The sequence below is a fragment of the Actinophytocola sp. genome (assembly GCF_036378875.1).
In the GTDB taxonomy this organism is placed as follows: domain Bacteria; phylum Actinomycetota; class Actinomycetes; order Mycobacteriales; family Pseudonocardiaceae; genus Actinophytocola.
In genome coordinates, this window is record NZ_DASUVO010000093.1 from 71,898 (window position 1) to 94,728 (window position 22,831).

Genomic DNA, 22,831 nt, shown 5'->3' on the forward strand with positions numbered 1-22,831 from the left:
TGCCAGCCATGCACCGACCTGGTTGTGTCGGTAGTCACCCTGCTACGCACCGGAGCCGACCATGCGTGTGATCGCGGCTGTCCTCCTACTCCTCCTGCTCGGCACGACTCCCGCCGCCGCGGCGGCCGCCCCGATCGGTGGCGGCAGCGTCCTGCACACCGCGAGCTTCCGCTGCACCACGGCCTTCGCGGCCACACGGGACGCGACGGGCTATCTCATCGCCGGGCCGCGGTGCGCCACGATCGGCACGCAGATGTTCAGCGGCAACAACGTTCCCGTCGGCCCGGTGATCTCGAGCTCCGCGAGCGGCGGCGCCACGGTCGTGCGGCTCACCAACACCGCCGCGTGGACGCTCGTGCCCTGGATCTCGCTCGGCAGCACGCAGTACATCGTCCGCGGCGCCACCGAGGCCCCGGTCGGCGGCATGGTGTGCCTGCTCGACCGCTCGTTCGGCCAGCGGTGCGGCGTCATCACCGCCAAGAACCAGACCGTCACGTTCCCCGAGGGCACGATCAACGGCCTGACCAGGACGAACATCTGCATGCAGCCCGGCACGGCCATCGCCTTCGTCAGCGGCGACCAGGCACAGGGCATCCCCCTCGGCGGCACCACGTGCACGACGAACGGGGTCAGCTACTTCCTGCCGATCCGGCCGATCCTCACCGCGTACGGACTCACCGTGTTCACCGGCTGAAGGGAGTTCATCATGCGAAGACTCATGGCCGTCGTGGCCGTTCTGCTCGGTTGCGTGCTCGGCGTGCCGGGCGCCGCGCAGGCCGCGCCGCTCCCGTTGGGCAGCGGCGCGGTGCTGTTCGACCCGCTGGGCGGCACCAGCCAACAGTGCACGGCGGCGTTCGCCGCGACCAACGGCGTCGACGACTACCTGATCGCCGGCCCGACCTGCACCGGCGGCGACATGCACACCGAGGTCAACGGGGACTGGCCCTACGTCGGACCCGTCGTCGCCGTGCCGTTCCCGTACAACGGCTACGTCATCGTTCAGGTGACCAGGAGTTGGGAGCTGGTGCCGTGGGTGCCGGCGGGGAATTCGAAGATCGTCCTCAAGGGGTGGAAGGAAACCCCGGTCGGCGGGCCGGTGTGCCACGCCGACCCCAGGGTGGGGCTCACGTGCGGCACCGTCACCGCCGTCGGCCAGACCTACGCGTTCCCGTGGGGCCCGGCGACCAACCTGACCGAGAACGACATCTGCATCGGCACCAACCTCGGCGCGGCCTTCATCACCGGCGACCAGGCACAGGGCGTCCCACTGGGCGGCGGCAACATCTGCACCTTCGGCTCCAGCTACTACCTGCCGATCACCCCGATCCTGAACAGGTACGGGCTGAAACTGATCGTGGCCTGACCGTGCCAATGCCTCGATGGTGCCCTTCAGGGGCGGTCAACCCAGATCCACCGATGGTCTTGGTGGCTCGGAGTGCGGCCCGGTGGACTCGCTGCGCGGTTTCTGGGCGCGAAGCGCCCGAAACCGCCTGGCGTCACGGGCGGTGGCGTCTTCGGACGGCGGCCATGCGAGGAAGGCGTCCTCCATCACCGCCAGCGTGAGGAAGGCTCCTTCACCACACAGCTCACGTCGCGCTGGCCGCGCACGAATGGCGCGTTCACACTGCGGGCAACGTCTCGAAAGACGCGCTCATGTCGTTGAACGTCCCCATCGCGTCTTTCATGACACCAGCCATGTCCCCAACGCGTCCTTCGCGACGCGGCACCCGACACGATCATCGGTGGATCGAGGCTCAACGTCCCAAGGGGCACCTTCAGGACACCGCCTCCTAACCCACCACGCTCACTCTTGTCCGCATCGCCTTGTGGACGAGTGCGTCGCACAGGGCTAGCCAGCTCGCCTCGACGATGTTGCCGTGCACGCCGACCGTGGTCCATTCGCGTTCGCCGTCGCTGGATTCGACCAGGACGCGGGTGACCGCGTCGGTGCCGGGGTGGTCGACGAGGATGCGGACCTTGTAGTCGGTGAGCTGGACGGCGGCCAGCCACGGCAGGTGCGGCAGTAATGCCTTGCGTAGTGCGGCATCCAGCGCGTGGACCGGGCCGTTGCCTTCCGCGGTCGCGAGTACGCGCTGACCGTCGACGTGGAGCTTGACCGTCGCTTCCGAGACCACGGTGCCCTCGACGCTGTGGTCGAGGATCACGCGGTAGGACTCCAGGACGAACGGTGGCTCGTCGTTCTCGGACAGTTCGTGGCGCAGCAGCAGTTCCAGCGAGGCGTCCGCGGCCTCGAACGACCAGCCGCGCGACTCCAGCTCCTTCACCTTGCGCACGGCCGAGTTCAGCGCCTCCGGCTGGCCGGCCAGGTCGACCCCGAGCTCGCGTCCCTTGAGCTCGAGGCTGGCCCGGCCGGCCATCTCGGTCACCAGCACCCGCATGTCGTTGCCGACGAGAGATGGATCGATGTGGTTGTACAACAACGGATCCACCTTGATCGCGCTCGCGTGCAGACCCGCCTTGTGAGCGAATGCTGACGACCCGACGTAAGCCTGGTGGGTGTCGGGTGCGATGTTCGCGATCTCGGCAAGGGCATGCGAGACCCGAGACAGTTCAGGCACTGCCTCGGCGGGGACGACCGGCATGCCGAGCTTGGTGACGAGGTTGCCGACGACCGCGAACAGGTCCGCGTTGCCGGCGCGCTCGCCGTAGCCGTTGGCCGTGCACTGGACGTGGGTGGCACCTGCCTGCACGGCGGCCACCGTGTTCGCGACCGCGCACCCCGTGTCGTCCTGGCAGTGGATGCCCACCCGGAAGCCCGTGCGGGCGATCACCTCACCGACCGTGTCGGCGAGTTGGAGGGGCAGTTGTCCCCCGTTGGTGTCACAGAGCACGGCGACGTCCGCACCGGACTCGACCGCGGCCGTGATGACCCGCAGCGCGGTGTCCGGGTCGTGGGTGTAGCCGTCGAAGAAGTGCTCCGCGTCGAGGAACACGCGCCGGCCCTCGTTTCGCAGGAACGCCACCGTGTCCCGGACCATCGCGCACGCCTCGTCGACGTCGGTGCGCAGGGCACGCTCGATGTGCCGGCGGTCGGACTTGGCGACCAGCGTGATCACCGGCGCCTGTGAGTCGAGCAGCGCACGGACCTGCGGGTCCTGGTCGGCGGTCGTGCCCGCCCGCCGGGTCGACCCGAACGCGACGAGCACCGCGTGCTTGAGATCGAGCTCACGGGCCTTCGCGAAGAACTCGGTGTCCTTGGGCAGCGCCCCCGGCCAGCCACCCTCGATGAAGCCGACGCCGACCTCGTCGAGCAGCCGCGCGACGGCGAGCTTGTCGGCCACGGAGTACGTGACGCCCTCACGCTGAGCACCGTCCCGAAGGGTCGTGTCGAACACGTGGAACGAATCGCCGAGCGGGGTGCCGGCCGGGGTCGTGCGGCTCACGACGGTGCCTTCCTCTGAGCGGAGCTTTTCGTTATGCGGCAACAAAAAAACCTCCCGCAGGGTGCGAGAGGTCGGCGCGTCGGGTGTGTAGCAGAGCTACCCGACGCGCTTGTCGATAATGATCACAGCAGTGGTGGTCACGGTGGCATGCTGCCACAGCGATCCGCCGAGTACCAATTCGCGGGCCATTGCTCCCACATGCCGGGAACACGCCGAAGGGCCCCTCCGAACTCGAAGGGGCCCTTCGGGACTGGCTACAGCTCGACGTTGGTCGTCGGGTTGTTCGACGAGACCAGCGCCGCAAGGCGGTCACCGATCGCGTAGGTGTTGCCTGGGGACGGGTGGTCCCTGGTGGCCAGGTCGAAGGCCACCGACGCCTCGATGCGGCGGGCCGCCTCGTGCTCGCCGAGGTGGTCCAGCAACAGGGCCACCGACAGGACGGCCGCCGTCGGGTCGGCGACGCCCTGGCCCGCGATGTCCGGTGCGCTGCCGTGCACCGGCTCGAACATCGACGGGTTGCGGCGGGTGATGTCGATGTTGCCGCTGGCCGCCAGCCCGATGCCGCCGGTCACCGCGGCGACCAGGTCGGTCAGGATGTCGCCGAACAGGTTGTCCGTGACGATCACGTCGAACCGGCTCGGGTCGGTCACCATGTGGATGGTGGCCGCGTCGATGTGCTGGTAGGACACCGTCACGTCCGGGTGCTGGAGCGAGACCTCCTCCACCACCCGCGACCACAGCGACCCGGCGTGCGTGAGCACGTTGGTCTTGTGCACCAACGTCAGATGTTTGCGCGGACGGGCGACCGCACGTGCGAACGCGTCCCGCACGACACGCTCGACACCGTAGGCCGTGTTGACGCTGACCTCGGTGGCGATCTCGTGCGGGGTGTCCTTGCGCAGGAGGCCACCGTTGCCGGCGTACAGACCCTCCGTGCCCTCCCGGACCACGACCATGTCGATCTCGCCCGGGTTGGCGAGCGGGCTCTGCACACCCGGGTAGAGCCGCGCTGGCCGCAGGTTCACGTGGTGGTCGAGCTCGAACCTCAGGCGCAGCAACAGTCCGCGCTCGAGGATGCCGCTCGGCACCGAGGGGTCGCCGACGGCGCCGAGAAGAATGGCGTCGTGCTGCCTGAGCTCGCCGAGCACCGACTCCGGCAGCAGCTCGCCCGTCGAGTGCCACCGCGTCGCGCCAAGGTCGTACTTCGTGACCTCGACATCCGGCACCACCTCGTTCAGCACCTTGAGTGCCTCGGCGATCACTTCCGGCCCGATCCCGTCACCTGGGATCACCGCGAGCCGCATGCACACCTCCCGGAGTTTCGGGCTGTCTCTTGGTAGTTCGTGAAGGTTACCGGGAGGACATCGGATCTCCCGTGCTGGCCACCCGACTAGGTGGTGTCGCGTGGGGCGACGAGCTCCGCTCAGGAGAAGTCCACCGTGCGGATGATCGTCGCGCGCACCGACGCGCCAATGGATTCCAGCACCGCGGGGTCGACCGCGCGATCGACGCGAAGGATCATCACCGCGTCCTCGCTGTCACTCATCTGGCTGATCTGCGCGGCCTCGATGTTGATGCCGATCTTGCCGAGCAGCGTGCCGACGACACCCATGACGCCCGGCCGGTCCTCGTACTCCAGCAACAGGTTCACGCCCTCGGCGCGCAGGTCGAACGACCGGCCGTGCACCTCGACGACCTTCTCCACGCCCGCGATGCCGCTGACGGTGCCGCCGACGGTCAGGGCGTCGCCGTCCGGGTAGACCGCGCGCAACGTGACCAGGCTGCGGTGGTTGGGGCTCTCCGCCTCCTTGCTCAGCGTGACGGAGACACCGAACTCCTCGGCGATCCGGGTCGCGTTGACGAACGTCACCGGGTCCTCGACCAGGCCGGAGAACACCCCGCGCAGCGCCGCGAGCGGAAGCACGGACACGTCCTCGTTGGACAGCTCGCCACGCACCTCCACCGCCACCGACGTCGGTGGGTTGGACGAGAACGCCGACAGCACGCGGCCGAGCTTCTGGGTCAGCGGCAGGTAGGGCCGCACCTCCTCGCCGACCACACCGCCGGAGGCCACGTTCACCGCGTCTGGCACGAAGTCGCCACGCAGAGCCAGGAGCACCGAGCGAGCCACGTCGGTGCCGGCGCGGTCCTGCGCCTCGCTGGTCGAGGCGCCGAGGTGCGGCGTGACGACCACGTTGGGCAGACCGAACAGCGGGCTCTCTGTGGTGGGCTCGGTGCTGAACACGTCGACGCCCGCGCCGCCGATGCGGCCCTCGCGGGCGGCGTCGGCCAGTGCCTGCTCGTCGATCAGACCACCGCGGGCGGCGTTGACGATGATCACGCCCGGCTTGACCTTCGCCAGCTGGTCGGCGCCGATCAGGCCCTTGGTCTCGGGGGTCTTGGGCAGGTGGACCGAGATGATGTCGGCGCGGGCGAGCAGCTCGTCGAGCGTGACGAGCTCGATGCCGAGCTGCGCGGCGCGGGCCGACGACACGTACGGGTCGTAGGCGATGAGCTCGGCGCCGAACGCGGCGAGGCGCAGCGCGAACAGCTGGCCGATCTTGCCGAGGCCGACGACGCCGACGGTCTTGCCGTTGATCTCCACGCCGGAGAACTTGCTGCGCTTCCACTCGTGGTTCTGGAGCGTCTCGTGCGCGGCCGGGATCTGGCGCGCGGCGGCGAGCAGCAGCGCGACGGCGTGCTCGGCGGCCGAGACGATGTTGGAGGTCGGCGCGTTGACGACGAGCACACCGCGCGACGTGGCGGCCGGCACCTCGACGTTGTCGAGCCCGACGCCCGCACGGGCGACGACCTTCAGCCTGGTCGTGGCGGCCAGCACCTCGGCGTCGACCTTGGTGGCGGACCGGACCAGGAGCGCGTCGGCCCGCGCGACGGCGGACAGGAGAGCGGGGCGGTCGGTGCCGTCGACGTGTCGGACCTCGACCTCGTCTCCGAACACGTCGAGTACCGAGGGCGCCAGCTTCTCGGCGATGAGGACTACGGGACGAGGCTGCTGGGTCACGACGCGGGCTCCCGGATTGCGCGGATTGTTGGTGACGCGGTTACAGCGCTGTAACCAACCGAGGGCAGTCTAGGAGGTTCCCTGAATCGTTTCCTCACCTGGTGAGCGAGGCGACAGCTGAGTTCGACCACTCTCCACCCGAATACGAGGCCTGCTGTCCGGTTCATGGGCCTGTATCCATTTCACGAGCCGTTCGCGGACCAGACAGCGGAGGTCCCACAGCAGGGGCGCGTCCTTGGCGCTGACGAGTGCGCGCACGCGGACGACCGAGTTGGTCGCGTCGACGACCTGCAGGACGTTCGTGCGGCCGTCCCACAGCTCGGTGCCGCGCAGGATGTCGTCCAGCTCGGCACGCATCCCGTCGGTGTCGACGGTCCAGTCGAGATCCAGCTCGACGGTGCCGAGCAGCCAGGACCCCGTGCGGGTCCAGTTCTCGAACGGCTTGGACATGAAGTACGAGGTCGGCATGACCAGGCGGCGGTCGTCCCACAGGTGGACCACCACGTAGGTGAGGGTGATCTCCTCGATGCGGCCCCACTCACCCTCCACGATCACCACGTCGTCGATGCGAATCGCGTCGCTGAAGGCCATCTGGAGACCCGCGAAGACGTTGCCCAGCAAGGACTGCGCGGCCAACGCGGCGATGGCGCCGATGATGCCGGCCGAGGCGAGCAGGCTGGTGCCGGCCGCCCGCGCCGCGGGGAACGTCATGAGCATCGCGCCTAGCGCGAGGACGGCCACGATGGCGACGGTGAAGCGCCGGACGACGGCGAGCTGGGTCTGGGCACGCCGGGCGCGGAGGTTGTCGGGCTCGCCGATGCGCAGCCGGCTCATCGCGGTGCGCTCGACCGCGGTCAGGACGCCGGTGAGCAGCCAGGCGCCGGTCGCGATGAGGACCAGCGTGATGAGGTGCTGCCAGCCGCTGCTGAGCGCCCGGCCGATGGTCGCCTGGACGATGGCCGTCGCACCGAACCACCGGAACGGGTGATGTGTGTGGTCGGCCATGACGACGGTGTGCCGGCCGAGCTTCCGGAACATGCGGCGAAGCAGGTGCGCGACAACGAAGAAGACGCTTAACGCGCCGGCGGTGACAGCGAGGAGCGGCCACTGGACGGACACGAGACCTCCTTTCGAGCGAACACAAAAGCTCGGCGGGGGGTACCCAGAATGACCACGGGTAGTCAGTCGGATAGTTCGTCCAGCGCCTCGGCGAGACCGGAGAGGCGCTCGGTCGCCTCGACCAGCTCGTCCTCGGCCAGGCTCGGGGTGCTGGCGAGGAGCACCCGACCAACCGCGCCGATCAGCTCGCGATAGCCGTCTATGCCCTGGTCAAGGCGCTTTCGTAAGCCGCCGGCCCCGACCTCGAACTCCGTCCGCCGCGACTCCGGCGCCTGCTCGACGACGAGCTCGATCGCTTCGAGGCGTGCGGCGACAGCACGCAGCGAGGTCGCCGTGTCGGTGGCGACGCGCCACGTGTCCTCGACCACATCCGAGGGCACCGGGGGTCCGTCCGACGAGTCGCCCAGTCGCCGCAACAACTCGGCCAGTGCGGTCTCCGCCTCGGTGAGCCGGCGCATGGGTTCCCGTGCGGCGGAACCGCGGCGGGGCAACCGCCGGCTCCTCTCGACCTGGACCCGTGGTGGTGGCGCGGACCGGACAGGCAGGGTGACGTGCTCGCGGCTGTTCCGCGCCATGATGACGCCGGATGCCGTCAGGCCGCCGGTCAGGACCGCGATGATGACACCGCCCCCGGCTGCCTCGTAGTCCCGGGCGGGGTCCCAGCCGGTCCACTGGGACACGGCCATGGCCAGGAACACGAAGGTCCAGAAGGCCCACCAGACCGCCCAGACGACCGCGAACCAGTACCGTGCCGTCCTGCGTGCGGGAGATCCTTCATGGCGGGCCACACATCCATTGTCAGGTCACGGAATGCGAACCCACCACGAAATCTTTCTCGCACCTACCAGGACTCGTCCGTGGCCTGGACCGGAGTGCTGCCCGGCGGCGGCCGTGTCGGTGGCGACGTGCCATGTGTGCTCGATCACCTGCTCCGCCGGCCCGTCCGGCAGCTCACTCAACCGCGTCAGCGACTCCGCCAACGCGTTCTCGACCTCGCCGAACTGCCGCACGGGTTGCCGCGTGGCCGCTTCCACCACGAAATCCTTCTCGCACCTACAGGAACTCGGCCCCCGGCCTTGGCGCAGTGGTCAGTCGGCGAGTTCGTCCAGTGCCTCGGCGAGGGCGGCGAGGCGCTCGGTCGCCTCGACGAGCTCGTCCGTGATCGGGGTCGGCGCGTCGGCGAGCAGTACATGGCCGGCGGCCGCGATCAGGCCGCGGTAGGCGTCGAGTCCCTGGTCTAGGTGCTCACGCAGTTCGGCCGCCCCTTGCTCGAGCGCGGTCTCCTCGGCCGGCGAGGCGTGTGTCGCGGCGACTTCGACCGACTCGAGTCGTGCCGCGATCACGCGGAGCCGATCGGCCGTGTCGGTGGCGACACGCCATGTGTCCTCGGCCACGTGTCCCGCCAGCACCGAGTCGCTCAGCTGCCGCAACAGCGCCGCCAGTGCGTATTCCGCCTCGTTGAGCTGTCGCATGGGCTGGCGCACCGACGAGCCGGGGCGGGGCAGCCGGTGCTGCTTCTTCGCCACCCAGATTCCGGGCGGCGTGGCCGGTTTCCGGGTCAGGTCCATGGCCGGTACCTGGCCGGGGAGCGGCTCTGGTTTCTGCCACGGACGGATCGCGAGCCAACCCGACCCTGCTGTCGCGGCTCCGAGGATGGTCATGTAGAGCGCGCTCTCACGGTCGGGTCCGAAGATCAGCTCCGGCACGGCCGTGGCCGATATCGGGATGGCCAGCCATGTCGAGACGATCATCCAAACGTAGGCGAGCCCTGGCCAGTGTGCTGCCAGCTTGGCGCGGAACCGATCTCCGCGTCGTGCCGGGGACCGCTCGTCGGGGGCCATGACCCATTGTCAGGCCACGGAATGCGGTCCCACCACGAAATTTTCTCGTACTTACCAGGGCTCGTCGAACTCGCCGGCCTTGGCGCCGGCCACGAAGGCGTCCCACTCCGACTCGGTGAACACCAGGACCGTGTCGTTCGGACCCGTGAACTTCGAGTTGCGCATCGCGATGTAGGTCTTGCCGTCCGTGTGCGGGACGAACGCGATCTCCACGTACTCGCCGTCCGGGTCCGCGTCCGGCTCCGCCGCGCGCTGCCACTCCGCCTGCTTGAGGTCGAGCTTGCCCCGGACGTGCTTCTTGTCGTCGAAGATCGGGGCCGACTCTCGCGTGGTCGGTTCGTCACTCATAGCAGTCAACGTAACCGATGACCCGGCTGCCTCCCCAATGGGTGACAACCGGGTCATCGACGTCACTCGATCAGGCGGTTTCGGTGATCGGCCGGTCCACCCAGGACATCAGTCCGCGCAGCTTCTTGCCGACCTCCTCGATCGGGTGCTGCTCGCCCTGCTCCACCAGCTTCTGGAAGTTCGGGCGGCCCGCGTCGTCCTCGCCCACCCACTCCTTGGCGAAGCTGCCGTCCTGGATCTCGGTGAGGATCTTGCGCATCTCCTCACGCGTCGAGTCGGTGATCACGCGCGGGCCGCGGGTCACGTCGCCGTACTCGGCGGTGTCGGAGATCGAGTACCGCATCCGCGCGATGCCGCCCTCGTACATGAGGTCGACGATCAGCTTCAGCTCGTGCAGGCACTCGAAGTACGCCACCTCCGGCGCGTACCCGGCGTTCACCAGCGTCTCGAAACCGGCCTGCACCAGTGCGGTCGTGCCACCGCACAGCACCACCTGCTCACCGAACAGGTCGGTCTCGGTCTCCTCCTTGAAGGTGGTCTTGATGACGCCGGCGCGCGAACCGCCGATGCCCTTCGCGTAGGCGAGGGCGAGCGCCTGCGCCGAGCCGGACGCGTCCTGCTCGACCGCGATGAGACACGGCACACCCTTGCCGTCGACGAACTGGCGGCGCACCAGGTGTCCCGGGCCCTTCGGCGCGACCATCGCCACATCCACATTGGACGGCGGGGTGATCAGTCCGTAGCGGATGTTGAAGCCGTGCCCGAAGAACAGCGCGTCACCGTCGGCGAGGTTCGGGGCGATCGACTCCGCGTAGATGCTGCGCTGCTTGGTGTCCGGCGCCAGGATCATGATCACGTTGGCCCATTCGGCGACCTCGGCGACCGTCCCGACGGTCAGGCCCTCCTCCTCGGCCTTGGCCCGCGACTTCGAGCCCTCCGGCAGCCCGATCCGGACCTCCACGCCGGAGTCGCGCAGGGACAGCGCGTGCGCGTGCCCCTGGCTGCCGTACCCGACGACCGCTACCCGCCGGTTCTGGATGATCGAGAGGTCCGCGTCGTCGTCGTAGAAGATCTCGACTGCCATGCTGCTGTGTACTTCCTTCCTGGGAAAACTCTCGAAAACGCTAACGGACGCCGGTCGCGGTGATGGAGCGTGGTCCCCGGCCGATGGCGACCATGCCCGACTGCACCATCTCGCGCACGCCGTACGGCTCGAGCATCCGCAGCAGCGCTTCCAGCTTGTCCACAGTGCCGGTCGCCTCGACGGTGAGCGCCTCGGGGGAAACGTCGACCACCTTGGCGCGGAACAACTGCACGGTTTCCAGCACCTGCGTGCGCACGGTCGCGTCGGCCCGCACCTTCACGAGCAACAGCTCACGCTGCACCGAGACCTGGGGGTCCAGTTCGACGATCTTGATGACGTTGACGAGCTTGTTGAGCTGTTTCGTCACCTGTTCGAGTGGCAGCTCGTCCACCGCGACGACGATCGTCATGCGGGAGATGTCGGCGTGCTCGGTCGGGCCCACCGCGAGCGACTCGATGTTGAAGCCACGCCGGGAGAACAGTCCGGCGACGCGAGCGAGGACACCTGGCTTGTTCTCGACCAGAACCGAGAGAGTGTGTGTGCTCATCTTTCTGCCTCAGTCCTCGTCGAACAGCGGGCGGATGCCGCGGGCCGCCATGATCTGGTCGTTGCCGGTGCCGGCCGCGACCATCGGCCACACCTGCGCGTCCTTGCCGACCACGAAGTCGATCACCACGGGCCGGTCGTTGATCTCCATGGCCCGCTGGATGACCCGGTCCACGTCCTCTTTGGACTCACAGCGTAGCCCGGCGCACCCGAGGGCCTCCGCGAGCAGGGTGAAGTCCGGGATGCGGTGCTTGTGCGTGCCGAGGTCGGTCTGCGAGTACCGCTCCGAGTAGAAGAGGTTCTGCCACTGCCGCACCATGCCGAGGTTGCCGTTGTTGATCACGGCGACCTTGATCGGCGCGCCCTCGATCGCGCAGGTCGCGAGCTCCTGGTTGGTCATCTGGAAACAGCCGTCGCCGTCGATGGCCCAGACCACCTTGTCCGGCTGGCCGAACTTGGCGCCCATGGCCGCCGGCACCGCGTAACCCATCGTGCCGAGCCCACCCGAGTTGAGCCACGTCGCCGGGTTCTCGTACTTGATGAACTGCGCCGCCCACATCTGGTGCTGTCCGACGCCCGCGGTGTAGATGGCCTCGGGCCCGGCGATCTGGCCGATGCGCTCGATGACGTACTGCGGGGACAGCGACCCGTCGGTCGGCCAGTCGTAGCCGAGCGGGAACTTCTCCCGCCACTCATCGAGCTGCTGCCACCACTTGGTGATGTCGGCCTGCTTGCCGTCCGCGAGCTCAGCGCGCACCGCGGTGATCAGCTCCGCGATGATCTCCTTGCAGTCGCCCACGATCGGCACGTCGGCGCGGCGGTTCTTGGAGATCTCCGCCGGGTCGATGTCCGCGTGGACGATCTGGGCGTCTGGCGCGAACGTCGACAGCTGTCCGGTCACCCGGTCGTCGAACCTCGCCCCGAGCGCGATGAGCAGATCTGCCCGCTGCATGGCGGCCACCGCGGCGACCGAGCCGTGCATGCCGGGCATGCCGAGGTGCTGGCGGTGCGAGTCGGGGAACGCGCCCTTGGCCATCAGCGTGGTGACCACCGGGATGCCGGTGAGCTCGGCCAGCTCGGCCAGCTCGGCCGACGCCTCCGCCTTGATGACACCGCCGCCGACATAGAACAGCGGGCGCTTGGCGTGTGCGATCAGCTTCGCCGCCTCGCGCACCTGCTTGCCGTGCGGCCGGGTCGTCGGCTTGTAGCCGGGCAGCCGCATGTCGGGCGGCCAGGAGAACGAGGTGGTCTCCTGCAGCACGTCCTTCGGGATGTCCACGAGCACGGGGCCGGGTCGGCCGGTGCTCGCGATGTGGAACGCCTCAGCGATGGCCCTCGGGATCTCCGCGGGGTCCTTGATGAGGAAGTTGTGCTTGGTGACGGGCAGCGTGATGCCGCAGATGTCGGCTTCCTGGAACGCGTCGGTGCCGATCAGCGCCCTGGTCTGCTGGCCGGTGATGGCCACGACCGGGACCGAGTCCATGTTGGCGTCGGCGAGCGGGGTGACGAGGTTCGTCGCGCCCGGTCCCGAGGTCGCCATGCAGACGCCGACCTTGCCGGTGGCCTGGGCGTACCCGGTGGCGGCGTGGCCAGCGCCCTGCTCGTGGCGGACGAGGATGTGCCGGACCTTCGTGGAGTCCAGCAGCGGGTCGTAGGCGGGCAGGATCGTGCCGCCCGGGATGCCGAACACCACCTCGACGCCTACCGCCTCTAGGGACCGGACGAGCGACTGCGCGCCGGTCACCCGGACCGGCGTGCCGGTCGGCGGAGCTGGTTTGGGTCGAGGGGCCGCAGGACGCGGCCCGGGCGTTGCGGCGGCCGGGGTCGGCCGCTGTGTCGCACTGGTCATCGGCTTCAGCCTCTTGTCGTGGTTCCTTACCAGGCTCTCAGACTCCCTCGAACACGAAAAAACCCCCGCCGACCGGTGTGGTCGTACGAGGGTCGCGCGTTCGACGCAGCTGACTTCCTCAGCGTCGAACGCGCTGGGGAAGTACGAGACCGGTCTGCTGGGGCACGTTGGCAGACGTTAGTGCGTTCGGTGCACGGGCGTCAACTCTGCGGGATCGCGCTCTCGCATGCTGAGAGCGCCGAGGGGTCGATCCGCACGCCGCGCTCCGTGGCACGATGTATTCGTGAGTGTCCCGCAGGTGCCGTCCCGCCTGGTCTTCCGTGTCCCGTCGACCGCTGTGCTGGGGGCGCTCCTGTTCGCGATCACCGCGACACCGTTCGCGTGGGCCGCGCCCGGTCTGCTGGTCATCTACGTGGTGCCGGTCGTCGCCATCGCCTGGATCATCCGGGTGCGGACCACCGCCGACCGCGAGAAGCTGGTGACCAGGACCCTGTTCTCCCGGCACGTCCTGCCGTGGTCGGACGTGCGCGCGTTCCGGGTGTCCGAACGGTCCTGGGTACGCGCCGTGGTCGAGGACGGGAAGGAACTCCCCCTGCCGACCGTGCGCACCCGTCACCTCCCGGCGCTTTCGCTCATCAGCGGCGGCCGGCTGGACGACCCGACCGAGGCCCCTGCGGAGCAGCCTCGGGAAGAAGACGCTGAATAGAAGTTGGAGGAGCCGTGCCTGAGCTCCGTTCCCGTGTCACCACCCATGGTCGCAACGCGGCAGGCGCCCGTGCGCTGTGGCGTGCCACCGGCATGACCGACAGTGACTTCGGCAAGCCGATCGTGGCCATCGCGAACTCCTACACCCAGTTCGTGCCTGGCCACGTGCACCTGCGCGACCTCGGTGACATCGTGGCCGGCGCGATCCGCGAGGCAGGCGGGACCGCACGGGAGTTCCACACGATCGCGGTCGACGACGGGATCGCCATGGGGCACGGCGGGATGCTGTACTCGCTGCCGTCGCGGGAGATCATCGCCGACAGCGTCGAGTACATGGTCAACGCGCACGCCGCCGACGCGCTCGTGTGCATCTCCAACTGCGACAAGATCACGCCCGGCATGCTCAACGCGGCCATGCGGCTCAACATCCCCACCGTGTTCGTGTCCGGTGGGCCGATGGAGGCCGGCAAGGCGGTCGTGGTCGACGGCGTCGCGCACCCGTCCTCCGACCTGATCACCGCCATCGCGGCGTCGGCGAACGACAAGGTCGACGACCTCGGGCTGTCCGCGGTCGAACGGTCCGCGTGCCCGACCTGCGGATCGTGCTCCGGCATGTTCACGGCCAACTCGATGAACTGCCTCACCGAGGCGCTCGGGCTCGCGCTGCCGGGCAACGGCTCGACGCTGGCCACCCACGCCGCGCGCCGCGCGCTGTTCGAACGTGCCGGGACGACCGTGATGGCGCTGGCCAAGCGCTACTACGGGTCGGACGACGAGTCGGTGCTGCCGAGGTCGATCGCCACGCGGGACGCGTTCGTCAACGCGATGGCGCTGGACATGGCCATGGGCGGGTCCACCAACACCGTGCTGCACATCCTCGCGGCTGCCCGGGAGGGTGAGGTGGACTTCACACTCGCCGACATCGACGAGATCAGCAGGCGCGTGCCGTGCCTGTCGAAGGTGTCGCCGAACTCGGACTACCACATGGAGGACGTGCACCGGGCCGGCGGCATCCCCGCGATCCTCGGCGAGCTGTGGCGGGGCGGCAAACTGACCGAGACCGTCCACACGATCCACTCGCCGTCCCTGGCGGCGTGGCTGTCCGAATGGGACATCCGAGCAGAGTCGCCGTCCGAAGAGGCCGTCGAACTGTTCCACGCCGCACCGGGCGGAGTGCGGACGACACAGGCGTTCTCCACGTCGAACCGCTGGTCCACACTGGACACGGACGCGGCGGGCGGCTGCATCCACGACGTCGAGCACGCCTACACCGCCGACGGCGGCCTGGCTGTTCTGCACGGCAACCTGGCCGAGAACGGCGCGGTGATCAAGGCGGCGGGCATCGACGAGGAGCTGTTCCACTTCGAGGGCCCGGCCCGCGTCGTCGAGAGCCAGGAGCAGGCCGTCTCGGTGATCCTGAACAAGGAGATTCGGCCAGGCGAGGTCCTGGTCGTGCGCTACGAGGGTCCCGCCGGTGGTCCCGGCATGCAGGAGATGCTGCACCCGACGGCGTTCCTGAAGGGCGCCGGCCTCGGCAAGAAATGCGCGTTGATCACCGACGGTCGCTTCTCCGGCGGCTCGTCCGGCCTCTCGGTCGGCCACATCTCCCCGGAGGCCGCGGGCGCCGGCACGATCGGCCTCGTCGAGAACGGCGACCGCATCCTCATCGACGTGCACGAACGACGCCTGGAACTGCTCGTCCCGGACGAGATCCTCGCCGACCGACGGGCGAAAATGGAGTCGAGCGAACACCCGTGGCAGCCGAAGGACCGTCAGCGTCCGGTCACGGCCGCCCTACGCGCCTACGCCCGCCTGACCACGGACGCCTCCCAGGGCGCCGTCCGCGACGTCACCCGCTGAAGCCCGCCACGCCGCGGGCGGTGTCGTGAAAGACGCGTTCATGTCGTTGAACCCAGATCCACCGATGGTCTTGGTGGCTCGGGACGCGGCCTGGTGGACTCGCTGCGCGGTTTCGGGGCGCGAAGCGCCCGAAACCGCCTGAGGTCAACAGGGTGCGAGGTGGCCGAGCACACCGGCATGTCGCGAGCGAAGGCCGGGCACCTGAAAACCGGCTTCCAGCAACAGGCTCCGGACGACATCGCCACCCTGCTCAGGCTCTGCCATGATCGTGCCGGGCCAGTTGCAGACCGCCGACTACGCCACCGCGATCACCGCCGAGACCCCACGTGTGCGGCCCGACCACGGCGAGCGGCGCCACCCTCTCCGGCGGGCGCGTCGCGATCCGGGACAGCAAGAAACCCGGCTGGCGGCCACCTCGTCGTCGGCAAGGCTGTCCTGCTCGCGGCCGCCATCCGGAGCACGTTGAGCTGATCAGGCGGTGCGCCGGACACGGGCCAGCGCCAGCCCGCCGAGCACGACGGCGACCAGCCCCACCAGCAGGGCCACGTAGGCCCCGCCTCGTCCGTTGCCCGTGCCGATGCCGCTGTCGGACGTGGCGACGACCACCCCGCCGACGGCCATCCCGACCAACCCCAACGCCACGGCAAGAACTGCCCTGCCACGACGGGTGGAGCGGATCGCCAGCCAACCGACGACCACGCCGGCCAGTCCCAAAAGACCGCCCACGATGGACCCGATTCGCCCCGCGCTCATGGTGTAGACACTGGCGGCCGCAAGCTCGTACATCGAAGACCCCTTCCTTTCACCGATTACTGGCCGCAGCGTATGAACGGGACTGGTCACGGGTCGTCGTGCCGGAGTTGCCGATCGACGTACCACTCTGGTTGTACGGAGGCGGGACGGGATACCACCGCGGTTGCTCCCCATGGCACCCGTGGAAAGTTAGGCTCCTTCGCATGGCTAGGTGGCGGGCGGACTCGGCCCTGGCGATCGCCGTCGGTCTGGTCGCCCTCGGTGGGCTCGTGGTGCAGTCGCGCGGTATCGACACCGCAGCTGACTGGACCGCGCTGCTGGCCGTGCTGGCCTCGTCCGGTGCGCTGTTCGCCCGGCGCCGTCATCCGGTGGCGGTGGGTGTGGTGGCGCTGGTGGCCGCCGGCGGGTACGGGGTGTTGCTGCACCAGCCAGGGCCGATCATGTTGGTGTTCGTCGTGGCGCTCTACACCGTCGTCGACGAGGGGCACCTCGCGGTGGCGATCGGGCTCGGGGTCGCCTCCGTGGTCGCCTTCGCCGTCGCGGACAGTGACAACCAGCCGGGGAACGGGGCGACGCTGCTGCACGCCGGCTGGCTCGTCGCCGTCATCGTCGGGGTGACCCGTAACCGCCGGGCCTACCTCGCCGAGGCACAGGCCAGGACGGTCGCCGCCGAGCAGCGGATGGCGGAGGAGGCCCGGCGACGGGCCACCGAGGAGCGGTTGCGCATCGCCCGCGAGCTGCACGACGTGCTCGGCCACCACCTCTCGCTGATCAACGTGCAGGCCAGCGCCGCACTGCACCGCCCGGACCCCACCCGGTCCGAGCAGGCGCTCACCGCGATCAAGCAGACCAGCAAGGAGACGCTGCGTGAGTTGCGCACGGCGCTGAACACGCTGCGGCACGACGGCGACGCGCCGAGCCTGAACCGCCTCGACGAGCTGGTCACCACGGCCGGGCGGTCCGGGTTGGCGATTCGCACCGAACTCGCCGAGACCGGGCCGCTGCCGCCGGAGGTCGATCTGGCGGCGTACCGGATCGTCCAGGAGGCACTCACCAACGTGACCCGGCACGCGGACGCGACCACCGCGGTGGTCCGGGTCCGGCCCGACCGCGAGGACGTGCTGGTGGAGGTCGAAGACGACGGGACAGGCGGCACCGGCACACCGGGCAACGGGATCCTCGGCATGGGTGAGCGGGCCAGGGCGCTGGGCGGTTCGCTGACCGCGGGCCCGAGGGCGGACGGCGGCTTCCGGGTGTGCGCTCGCCTGCCGCTGCGGCCCGGCCACCAGGTGCCGGCATGATCCGGCTGCTGCTCGCCGACGACCAGACCCTGGTGCGCGCCGGCTTCCGGTCCATCCTGGACGGTGAGGACGGCATCGAGGTGGTCGGCGAGGCCGCCGACGGTGCCGAGGCGGTGCGGCTCGCGCGTCGGCTGCGGCCGGACGTCGTTCTCATGGACATCCGGATGCCCGGGCTGGACGGGCTCGCGGCCACCCGGGAGATCACGGCGAGCTCCGACGTCCGCGTGATCATCCTGACCACGTTCGACCTGGACGAATACGTCTACGGCGCGCTGCGGGCCGGCGCCAGCGGCTTCCTGGTCAAGGACACCGAGCCGGCGGAGCTGATCCACGGGGTGCGGGTGGTGGCCCGCGGCGACGCCCTGATCGCGCCGGCGATCACCCGCCGGTTGATCGCCGAGTTCGCCGCCAGGACCACCCACCCGGACCCGGGGCCGAGGCTGAACGCGCTCACCGATCGGGAACGTGAGGTGATGACGCTGGTCGCCGCCGGCCTGTCCAACGACGAGATCGCCGCGCGGCTGGTGCTGAGCCCGGCCACCGCGAAGACACACGTCAGCCGGATCATGACCAAGGTCGCCGTTCGGGACCGGGCGCAGTTGGTGGTCCTCGCGTACGAGTCCGGCCTGACCGTCCCCGGCTGGGTCGTTGACCAGCGATGATCTATGACCAGCGTCACCGCGTCTCACGATGCGGATGGCATTGGACCACACCGTGGGCGCATGGCACGCTGGAAAACGTGTTGAGTGCGATCGAGATCCTGCTGGTGGCCCGCCGCCACGTGGATTTCGTTCGTGTCTCCAGCGCGATGTGCCGTCGGGTCACGTAACCCGTCGTCGCCGTATTGATCAGGTCGGCGCCCGGGTGCGTCGGCTCAACCCCGAAGTTCCCGAGGGTTTTCCGGCGCGCGCGAGTGCCCTGAACGTCCCGGAGGACTGACGGGTGTCAACTCCCACCACGCCCAAGCGAGCGCACCGCCGCCGCGGTGAGGGCCAGTGGGCGCTCGGGTACCGCGAGCCGCTCAACCCGAACGAGCGCAGCAAGAAGGACGACAACCCGCTCAACGTCCGCGACCGTATCGAGAACATCTACGCGCACACCGGGTTCGACGGTATCGACCCGGGTGACCTGCGCGGACGGTTCCGCTGGTACGGCCTCTACACCCAGCGCAAGCCCGGCATCGACGGCGGCCGCACGGCCACGTTGGAGCCGGAGGAGCTGGACGACAGCTACTTCATGCTGCGCGTGCGCATCGACGGCGGCGCGGTCACGACCGACCAGCTGCGCGTCATCGGCGAACTGTCCGAACAGTACGCACGGGACACCGCGGACATCACGGACCGGCAGAACATCCAGTACCACTGGATCCGGATCGAGGACATGCCCACGATCTGGGAGAAGCTGGAGTCGGCCGGTCTCACCACCATGGAGGCGTGCGGCGACAGCCCCCGTGTGATCCTCGGCTCACCCGTCGCGGGCATCGCGGAGGACGAGATCATCGACGGCACGCCCGCCATCGACGAGATCAAGCGGCGCTACATCGGCGAGAAGGAGTTCTCGAACCTTCCTCGCAAGTTCAAGTCGGCGATCTCCGGCCTGCCGGACGTGGCGCACGAGGTCCACGACATCGCGTTCGTCGGCGTCGAGCACCCCGAGCACGGCCCCGGTTTCGACCTGTGGGTCGGCGGCGGCCTGTCCACCAACCCCATGATCGGCCAGCGGCTCGGCACATGGGTGCCGCTCGACGAGGTGCCCGACGTGTGGGCCGGCGTGATCAGCATCTTCCGCGACTACGGCTACCGCCGCCTGCGTCACCGCGCCCGCATCAAGTTCCTCGTCAAGGACTGGGGCGCCGAGAAGTTCCGCGAGGTCCTGGAGACCGAGTACCTCAAGCGCAAGCTCGTCGACGGGCCGGCGCCGAGCGTGCCGGAGCAGCCGCGTGACCACGTCGGTGTGTACCAGCAGAAGGACGGCAACTTCTACGTCGGCGCCGCGCCCATCGCGGGCCGGGTGTCGGGCACCACGCTGGTCGCGGTCGCGGACGCCGCCGAGAAGGTCGGTTCGCGCCGGGTCCGGTTCACCCCGCAGCAGAAGCTGATCGTGCTGGACGTGCCGCCCTCCGAAGTGGACAAGCTACGCACGGCGCTTGCCGGGCTGGGTCTGCAGACCGACCCGTCGCCGTGGCGGCGCGGCGTGATGGCCTGCACCGGCATCGAGTTCTGCAAGCTCGCGATCGTCGAGACCAAGGCCCGCGCGGCGAACCTGGTGGCGACGCTGGAAGACCGGCTCAAGGACATCACCAATGACGTGACCGCGCCGATCAGCGTGCACATCAACGGCTGCCCCAACTCCTGTGCCCGTATCCAGACCGCGGACATCGGGCTGAAGGGCCAGATCGTCACCGACAACGACGGCAACCAGGTCGAGGGCTTCCAGGTCCACCTCGGCGGCGGGCTCGGCCTCGACGCCGGGTTCGGCCGAAAGCTCCGTGGCCACAAGGTGACCGCGGACGAGCTGCCGGACTACGTGGAGCGGGTCGTGCGCAAGTACGTGGCCGACCGCGAGCCGGACGAGCGGTTCGCGCAGTGGGTGGCCCGCGCGAGTGAGGACGACCTCAAGTGAGCGAGCGCGCTACCCCCTTCTACTGCCCTTACTGCGGCGACGAGGACCTTCGCCCGCAGGAGGAACCGCACGCCGCATGGCTGTGTACCGGGTGCCGCCGGGTGTTCAGCGTCAAGTTCGTGGGTCTGAACCTTGCGAAGGAAGAGGTGACCAAGTGACCACCGCGACCAAGGACGATCTCAGGCGTCTCGCGGAGGAAGCAGCGACGGAACTGGCCGACGCGACCGCGGCGGAAGTCCTGGAGTGGACGGCCAAGACGTTCGGCGACAACTTCATCGTCGCCTCCAACATGCAGGACGCGGTGCTGATCGACCTGGCGGTCAAGGCGAAGCCGGACGTCGACGTGCTGTTCCTGGAGACCGGCTACCACTTCGCCGAGACCATCGGCACGCGGGACGCGGTCGAGGTCACCTACCCGGGGATCCGGATCGTCAACGCACAGGCCGAGCAGTCGGTGGCCGACCAGGAGGCGGAGTTCGGGCTGCTGAACAAGACCGACCCGACGAAGTGTTGCTTCCTGCGCAAAGTGGTGCCGTTGCAGAAGACCTTGGCGAACTACGCTGCCTGGGTCACCGGTGTCCGCCGAGTCGACGCGCCGACCCGCGCGAACACCCCGATCGTCCAGTGGGACGAGCGCAACGGCCTCGTGAAGGTCAACCCGATCGCGCCGTGGACGGACGAGGAGTTCCGCGACTACATCGACCGCAACGGGATCCTGGAGAACCCGTTGGTGAGTGAGGGATATCTGTCGATCGGATGCGCCCCGTGCACCGCGAAGCCGTTGCCGGGCCAGGACGCCCGCAGCGGTCGCTGGGCGGGGCTCGCCAAGACCGAATGTGGGCTGCACGGATGACCGCGACAGTTGCGACAACACCCACCCTGGACTCGTTGGGGCGCCTGGAGTCCGAGGCGATCCACATCATGCGGGAGGTGGCAGGCGAGTTCGACCGGCCGGTGATCCTGTTCTCCGGCGGGAAGGACTCCACGGTCCTGCTGCACCTCGCGGTCAAGGCGTTCTGGCCGGCGCCGGTGCCGTTCCCGTTGCTGCACGTGGACACCGGGCACAACTTCGACGAGGTGATCGAGTTCCGGGACCGGGTCGTCGAGCGGTACGGGCTGCGGCTCGTGGTCGCGAAGGTCCAGGACTGGATCGACGACGGCCGGCTCGCCGAGCGTCCGGACGGCACCCGCAACCCGCTGCAGACCGTGCCGCTGCTGGACAGCATCACCGAGAACAAGTTCGACGCGGTGTTCGGCGGTGGCCGCCGGGACGAGGAGCGGGCCAGGGCGAAGGAGCGGATCTTCAGCCTGCGCAACGCGTTCGGGCAGTGGGAGCCGCGCAGGCAACGGCCCGAGCTGTGGAACCTGTACAACGGCAAGCACCGGCCTGGTGAGCACGTGCGTGTGTTCCCGCTGTCGAACTGGACCGAGCTGGACGTCTGGCGTTACATCGCCCGCGAGGCGATCGAGCTGCCGCAGATCTACTACGCGCACGAGCGCGAGGTCTACCTGCGGGACGGCATGTGGCTCGCCGAGGGCCCGTGGGGCGGCCCGCGTGACGGGGAGGCGTTGGTACGCAAGACGATCCGGTACCGCACGGTCGGTGACGGCTCCTGTACCGGCGCCGTCGAGTCCACCGCAACGACGCTCGACGAGGTGATCGCCGAGGTCGCCGCGAGCCGGCTCACGGAGCGCGGCGCGACCCGCGCGGACGACCGTCTGTCCGAGGCGGCCATGGAGGATCGCAAGCGGGAAGGGTACTTCTGATGAGCGATCTTCTTCGTCTCGCCACCGCGGGGAGCGTCGACGACGGGAAGTCCACGCTCGTGGGCAGGCTCCTGTACGACACGAAGTCCGTGCTGGCCGACCAGCTCGACGCGGTGCACCGCGCCAGCGTCGACAAGGGACTGTCCACTCCAGACCTGTCGTTGCTCGTCGACGGCCTGCGCTCCGAACGGGAGCAGGGCATCACGATCGACGTCGCCTACCGGTACTTCGCCACGCCCAAGCGGAAGTTCATCATCGCCGACACCCCGGGTCACGTGCAGTACACGCGCAACATGGTCACCGGCGCGTCGACCGCCGACCTCGCGCTGGTGCTCGTCGACGCCCGCAACGGCATCGTCGAGCAGTCACGTCGCCACGCGTTCCTCGCGTCGTTGCTCCGGGTCCCGCACATCGTCGTGTGCATCAACAAGATGGACCTCGTCGACTACGACCAGGCCGTCTTCGAGCGCATCAAGGAGGAGTTCAAGCAGTTCGCCACCAAGCTCGACATCAGCGACCTCACGTTCATCCCGATGTCGGCGCTGCACGGCGACAACGTCGTCGATCGCTCCGCCAACATGTCCTGGTACGACGGCACTTCCCTCCTGCA

At 69.0% G+C, this 22,831-nt stretch carries 25 protein-coding genes; 13 read left to right on the forward strand and 12 right to left on the reverse strand.

From position 1 onward, the window contains the following. Positions 1–61: 61 nt before the first annotated feature. Positions 62–694 carry a S1 family peptidase gene (locus tag VF106_RS26870; protein ID WP_330842626.1) on the forward strand — a complete coding sequence of 211 codons (633 nt, stop codon included), beginning with the start codon at positions 62–64 and terminating at the stop codon, positions 692–694. Between the two features lie 12 nt (positions 695–706). After that, entirely contained in the window at positions 707–1,363 is a 657-nt protein-coding gene (locus VF106_RS26875) for a S1 family peptidase (RefSeq protein WP_330842627.1), read from the forward strand. Between the two features lie 427 nt (positions 1,364–1,790). Here VF106_RS26875 and cimA read toward each other — a convergent pair whose 3' ends face one another. The 11 genes from cimA to VF106_RS26930 all read right to left on the reverse strand — a co-directional run bounded on the left by cimA (position 1,791) and on the right by VF106_RS26930 (position 13,213). Next, the gene (cimA, locus tag VF106_RS26880; RefSeq protein WP_330842628.1) at positions 1,791–3,404 is read right to left on the reverse strand and encodes a citramalate synthase; all 1,614 of its coding nucleotides are present in this window, start codon (positions 3,402–3,404) and stop codon (positions 1,791–1,793) included. Positions 3,405–3,658: 254 nt separating this feature from the next. After that, positions 3,659–4,708: a 3-isopropylmalate dehydrogenase gene (locus VF106_RS26885; RefSeq protein ID WP_330842629.1), complete on the reverse strand. Its 1,050-nt coding sequence runs from the start codon at positions 4,706–4,708 to the stop codon at positions 3,659–3,661. A gap of 119 nt (positions 4,709–4,827) precedes the next feature. Further along, a complete protein-coding gene (gene serA / locus VF106_RS26890; protein ID WP_330842630.1) occupies positions 4,828–6,426 on the reverse strand; it encodes a phosphoglycerate dehydrogenase in 1,599 nt (532 codons plus the stop codon). Positions 6,427–6,495: 69 nt separating this feature from the next. After that, positions 6,496–7,545: a mechanosensitive ion channel family protein gene (locus VF106_RS26895; protein WP_330842631.1), complete on the reverse strand. Its 1,050-nt coding sequence runs from the start codon at positions 7,543–7,545 to the stop codon at positions 6,496–6,498. Positions 7,546–7,607: 62 nt separating this feature from the next. Beyond that, on the reverse strand, positions 7,608–8,333 hold the full coding sequence (pspM, locus tag VF106_RS26900; RefSeq protein WP_330842632.1) for a phage shock envelope stress response protein PspM: 726 nt from the start codon (positions 8,331–8,333) through the stop codon (positions 7,608–7,610). Between the two features lie 15 nt (positions 8,334–8,348). After that, positions 8,349–8,579, reverse strand: coding sequence for a hypothetical protein (locus VF106_RS26905; RefSeq protein WP_330842633.1), 231 nt, complete (start codon positions 8,577–8,579; stop codon positions 8,349–8,351). 54 nt (positions 8,580–8,633) lie between these two features. After that, positions 8,634–9,386, reverse strand: a complete 753-nt coding sequence (gene pspM, locus VF106_RS26910) for a phage shock envelope stress response protein PspM (RefSeq protein WP_414639062.1) — start codon at positions 9,384–9,386, stop codon at positions 8,634–8,636. 51 nt (positions 9,387–9,437) lie between these two features. Continuing rightward, positions 9,438–9,734, reverse strand: coding sequence for a DUF397 domain-containing protein (locus tag VF106_RS26915; RefSeq protein ID WP_330842635.1), 297 nt, complete (start codon positions 9,732–9,734; stop codon positions 9,438–9,440). A 70-nt stretch (positions 9,735–9,804) separates the two neighbouring features. Further along, the gene (gene ilvC, locus VF106_RS26920) at positions 9,805–10,818 is read right to left on the reverse strand and encodes a ketol-acid reductoisomerase (protein ID WP_330842636.1); all 1,014 of its coding nucleotides are present in this window, start codon (positions 10,816–10,818) and stop codon (positions 9,805–9,807) included. Between the two features lie 40 nt (positions 10,819–10,858). Continuing rightward, complete coding sequence (ilvN, locus tag VF106_RS26925) at positions 10,859–11,365, reverse strand: acetolactate synthase small subunit (RefSeq protein WP_330842637.1); 507 nt, start codon at positions 11,363–11,365, stop codon at positions 10,859–10,861. Positions 11,366–11,374: 9 nt separating this feature from the next. After that, the gene (locus VF106_RS26930) at positions 11,375–13,213 is read right to left on the reverse strand and encodes an acetolactate synthase large subunit (RefSeq protein ID WP_330842638.1); all 1,839 of its coding nucleotides are present in this window, start codon (positions 13,211–13,213) and stop codon (positions 11,375–11,377) included. Positions 13,214–13,496: 283 nt separating this feature from the next. Between VF106_RS26930 and VF106_RS26935 the strand changes: the two genes are divergently transcribed. The 3 genes from VF106_RS26935 (at position 13,497) to VF106_RS50990 (ending at position 16,244) form a co-directional block, all read left to right on the forward strand. Further along, entirely contained in the window at positions 13,497–13,919 is a 423-nt protein-coding gene (locus tag VF106_RS26935) for a PH domain-containing protein (RefSeq protein ID WP_330842639.1), read from the forward strand. A 14-nt stretch (positions 13,920–13,933) separates the two neighbouring features. Beyond that, the gene (gene ilvD, locus VF106_RS26940; protein ID WP_330842640.1) at positions 13,934–15,778 is read left to right on the forward strand and encodes a dihydroxy-acid dehydratase; all 1,845 of its coding nucleotides are present in this window, start codon (positions 13,934–13,936) and stop codon (positions 15,776–15,778) included. A 262-nt stretch (positions 15,779–16,040) separates the two neighbouring features. Then, positions 16,041–16,244 carry a Scr1 family TA system antitoxin-like transcriptional regulator gene (locus VF106_RS50990; protein ID WP_414639063.1) on the forward strand — a complete coding sequence of 68 codons (204 nt, stop codon included), beginning with the start codon at positions 16,041–16,043 and terminating at the stop codon, positions 16,242–16,244. Positions 16,245–16,249: 5 nt separating this feature from the next. Here VF106_RS50990 and VF106_RS26945 read toward each other — a convergent pair whose 3' ends face one another. Beyond that, positions 16,250–16,564, reverse strand: a complete 315-nt coding sequence (locus tag VF106_RS26945; protein WP_330842641.1) for a DUF6223 family protein — start codon at positions 16,562–16,564, stop codon at positions 16,250–16,252. A 170-nt stretch (positions 16,565–16,734) separates the two neighbouring features. Between VF106_RS26945 and VF106_RS26950 the strand changes: the two genes are divergently transcribed. From VF106_RS26950 to cysN, 8 genes are all read left to right on the forward strand, one after another. Continuing rightward, positions 16,735–17,832, forward strand: a complete 1,098-nt coding sequence (locus VF106_RS26950) for a sensor histidine kinase (RefSeq protein WP_330842642.1) — start codon at positions 16,735–16,737, stop codon at positions 17,830–17,832. Further along, positions 17,829–18,494, forward strand: coding sequence for a response regulator (locus VF106_RS26955; protein ID WP_330842643.1), 666 nt, complete (start codon positions 17,829–17,831; stop codon positions 18,492–18,494). The genes VF106_RS26950 and VF106_RS26955 overlap by 4 nt, the downstream gene beginning before the upstream one ends. Beyond that, positions 18,491–18,661, forward strand: coding sequence for a putative leader peptide (locus VF106_RS50995; RefSeq protein WP_414639064.1), 171 nt, complete (start codon positions 18,491–18,493; stop codon positions 18,659–18,661). Before VF106_RS26955 ends, VF106_RS50995 begins: the two co-directional genes overlap by 4 nt. 113 nt (positions 18,662–18,774) lie before the next feature. Then, positions 18,775–20,454, forward strand: a complete 1,680-nt coding sequence (locus tag VF106_RS26960) for a nitrite/sulfite reductase (protein WP_330842644.1) — start codon at positions 18,775–18,777, stop codon at positions 20,452–20,454. After that, positions 20,451–20,612, forward strand: coding sequence for an Insertion element protein (locus tag VF106_RS26965; protein WP_330842645.1), 162 nt, complete (start codon positions 20,451–20,453; stop codon positions 20,610–20,612). The genes VF106_RS26960 and VF106_RS26965 overlap by 4 nt, the downstream gene beginning before the upstream one ends. After that, on the forward strand, positions 20,609–21,307 hold the full coding sequence (locus VF106_RS26970) for a phosphoadenylyl-sulfate reductase (protein ID WP_330842646.1): 699 nt from the start codon (positions 20,609–20,611) through the stop codon (positions 21,305–21,307). Before VF106_RS26965 ends, VF106_RS26970 begins: the two co-directional genes overlap by 4 nt. Beyond that, the gene (cysD, locus tag VF106_RS26975) at positions 21,304–22,221 is read left to right on the forward strand and encodes a sulfate adenylyltransferase subunit CysD (protein WP_330842647.1); all 918 of its coding nucleotides are present in this window, start codon (positions 21,304–21,306) and stop codon (positions 22,219–22,221) included. The genes VF106_RS26970 and cysD overlap by 4 nt, the downstream gene beginning before the upstream one ends. After that, the coding region (cysN, locus tag VF106_RS26980) for a sulfate adenylyltransferase subunit CysN (protein ID WP_330842648.1) at positions 22,221–22,831 on the forward strand (611 nt) is incomplete at its 3' end. The genes cysD and cysN, both read left to right, overlap by 1 nt.

Coding starts and splice junctions, on each gene's coding strand:
- VF106_RS26870 (WP_330842626.1), top strand. CDS start 62: ATGCGTGTGATCGCGGCTGTCCTCCTACTCCTCCTGCTCGGCACGACT.
- ilvC (WP_330842636.1), bottom strand. CDS start 10,818: ATGGCAGTCGAGATCTTCTACGACGACGACGCGGACCTCTCGATCATC.
- VF106_RS26875 (WP_330842627.1), top strand. CDS start 707: ATGCGAAGACTCATGGCCGTCGTGGCCGTTCTGCTCGGTTGCGTGCTC.
- VF106_RS26915 (WP_330842635.1), bottom strand. CDS start 9,734: ATGAGTGACGAACCGACCACGCGAGAGTCGGCCCCGATCTTCGACGAC.
- ilvN (WP_330842637.1), bottom strand. CDS start 11,365: ATGAGCACACACACTCTCTCGGTTCTGGTCGAGAACAAGCCAGGTGTC.
- VF106_RS26945 (WP_330842641.1), bottom strand. CDS start 16,564: ATGTACGAGCTTGCGGCCGCCAGTGTCTACACCATGAGCGCGGGGCGA.
- VF106_RS26950 (WP_330842642.1), top strand. CDS start 16,735: ATGGCTAGGTGGCGGGCGGACTCGGCCCTGGCGATCGCCGTCGGTCTG.
- VF106_RS50995 (WP_414639064.1), top strand. CDS start 18,491: ATGATCTATGACCAGCGTCACCGCGTCTCACGATGCGGATGGCATTGG.
- VF106_RS50990 (WP_414639063.1), top strand. CDS start 16,041: ATGATCGTGCCGGGCCAGTTGCAGACCGCCGACTACGCCACCGCGATC.
- cysD (WP_330842647.1), top strand. CDS start 21,304: ATGACCGCGACAGTTGCGACAACACCCACCCTGGACTCGTTGGGGCGC.
- VF106_RS26955 (WP_330842643.1), top strand. CDS start 17,829: ATGATCCGGCTGCTGCTCGCCGACGACCAGACCCTGGTGCGCGCCGGC.
- VF106_RS26930 (WP_330842638.1), bottom strand. CDS start 13,213: ATGACCAGTGCGACACAGCGGCCGACCCCGGCCGCCGCAACGCCCGGG.
- pspM (WP_414639062.1), bottom strand. CDS start 9,386: ATGGCCCCCGACGAGCGGTCCCCGGCACGACGCGGAGATCGGTTCCGC.
- VF106_RS26885 (WP_330842629.1), bottom strand. CDS start 4,708: ATGCGGCTCGCGGTGATCCCAGGTGACGGGATCGGGCCGGAAGTGATC.